The 1,508-nt window shown below is 44.3% G+C and carries 2 protein-coding genes; both read right to left on the bottom strand.

Features of this window, described 5'->3' with window-relative positions; all coding sequences use genetic code 11:
- Positions 1–284: 284 nt before the first annotated feature.
- A complete protein-coding gene (locus JGK14_RS00055; protein WP_293233833.1) occupies positions 285–1,190 on the bottom strand; it encodes a transposase in 906 nt (301 codons plus the stop codon).
- Positions 1,190–1,402, bottom strand: a complete 213-nt coding sequence (locus JGK14_RS00050; protein WP_293203054.1) for a hypothetical protein — start codon at positions 1,400–1,402, stop codon at positions 1,190–1,192. Before JGK14_RS00050 ends, JGK14_RS00055 begins: the two co-directional genes overlap by 1 nt.
- Positions 1,403–1,508: the final 106 nt, after the last annotated feature.

Below are 1,508 nucleotides of genomic sequence, written 5' to 3'. Positions count from 1 at the left end.
CTGTAGTTTAGACTAAAAAATGAGCCCAGCTAAAAGTAGTCACCTTTGAATCTCCGGCAAGCTGTTACTCAAAAACTCAAGAGGTATCAGATTAAATAACTAATCTTGAAGACTTTTTACGTCGAGAAACCCGTTTTTTGACAGTGGGATATCGCGGTGCTATCGTCCGTACCCTTCCTTTTTCCCAGCCGGGGGATTTTCCCCTATGTTTAGGCAATTTTGTGGGAGTACCAATGTCAACTAAAAGCGAAAACATTGATTGAGCAACACGTCCAGGGGTAAAATTAATGGTAGCAGATTGCCTGCAGTAAGACATTCTCAACGACTAAATCCCTAGCTAGCCAGAGTTGCCAACTCATCAATGGCATTAAATCACTCCAACGCTCGGATTGTTCGGGAGTTCTCAGATTAGGCAATGTCCAATGCAATCGTTGCTTGGCAAACCGATACCAATGATCCACTCCAAAACGTCGTAAATATTTGAACCAGACTGTTTCCAAAGGTAGAGTCCGTTCTCCCACCCAAACCAGCCACAAGGGTGGAAACGGCTGACCGTTTGACATGGGCTTCATTCTTTCCACCAGGATTAAATTGACTTTTTGTCCAGGGGCGCGATAAAAATGCAAGTCAAGCCATTGTTTGACTCGGACTTTTCCCAAATCTGGATGTTCGTCAATTTCAATCTCTGTATCAGCTTCGAGCCATGTAGTTGGGTCGCCCAGTCTCATTTTTTGCCCGTGTTTGGGTGGTCTACCGCGACCACTATAGGCTGGTGGTGCTGACCATAAGCAGGCATTTTTTCGGACTCTCATTAAACAATCAGCAGGGATGTCCGCTTCTGTTAGCGCCAGTACCCAGCTTGCATTCCCATATTCTCGATCTAAAACTGCTAAAACTGGATTGACGCTATGTTCACAGACAAGTTTGAGTTGGGAAGCTGCTTGAAGTATGGGTGAAGACCCACTACTAATTCTTTCATGGAGTAGGGGTAATGCCCAACTTCCGATTGCTTCAGGTATCCACGCAATCGTACTGTATCCCTGACCCACAATTACACCCCTTTGATATTCATGGGTTCTATCTTGTAACGTTTTGGCATCTCGTCTGCCCCATGCAGTGTGGTCGATTGCTACTAATATATGTTCCGTTGGGGCTGCTTCTTTCTGTAATTGCTCCAGATAGAGCAGCATCAGTTTTTTTCGGTCTGGTCTACAGTCTTGTAAGGCTTCATAGACGCGCTTGCCATTGACGAAGAGAATAATGGATTTAGTGAAAATTCTGCTAAACACGACGCATTTTTTGTTGTCATCACTGCATCCATCAGCTCGAATGTCGCATCTTTTGCTTTCACTAATAAATCGTATGCTGCTTGACGAAAGTCCTTTAATCGTTCACTGTTCATTTAAGGAGTGGATAGGTTTTCTTTTTCACCCTCATTCTCTCCTAGCGCGGTGGCTCTAGTTCTTCTTTTGCCACCGTTCTCATCTTTGGTTAGTCTAAACTACAGT

Source organism: Microcoleus sp. PH2017_28_MFU_U_A, assembly GCF_020738035.1.
In the GTDB taxonomy this organism is placed as follows: Bacteria; Cyanobacteriota; Cyanobacteriia; order Cyanobacteriales; family Microcoleaceae; genus Microcoleus.
The sequence above is the reverse complement of the archived record's forward strand: the minus strand, read 5'-3'. Positions and strand labels throughout refer to the sequence as shown.

What these genes read in the sequence shown, in the direction of transcription:
- JGK14_RS00055 (WP_293233833.1), bottom strand. Translation starts at nt 1,190, where the DNA reads ATGCTGCTCTATCTGGAGCAATTACAGAAAGAAGCAGCCCCAACGGAA.
- JGK14_RS00050 (WP_293203054.1), bottom strand. Translation starts at nt 1,402, where the DNA reads ATGAACAGTGAACGATTAAAGGACTTTCGTCAAGCAGCATACGATTTA.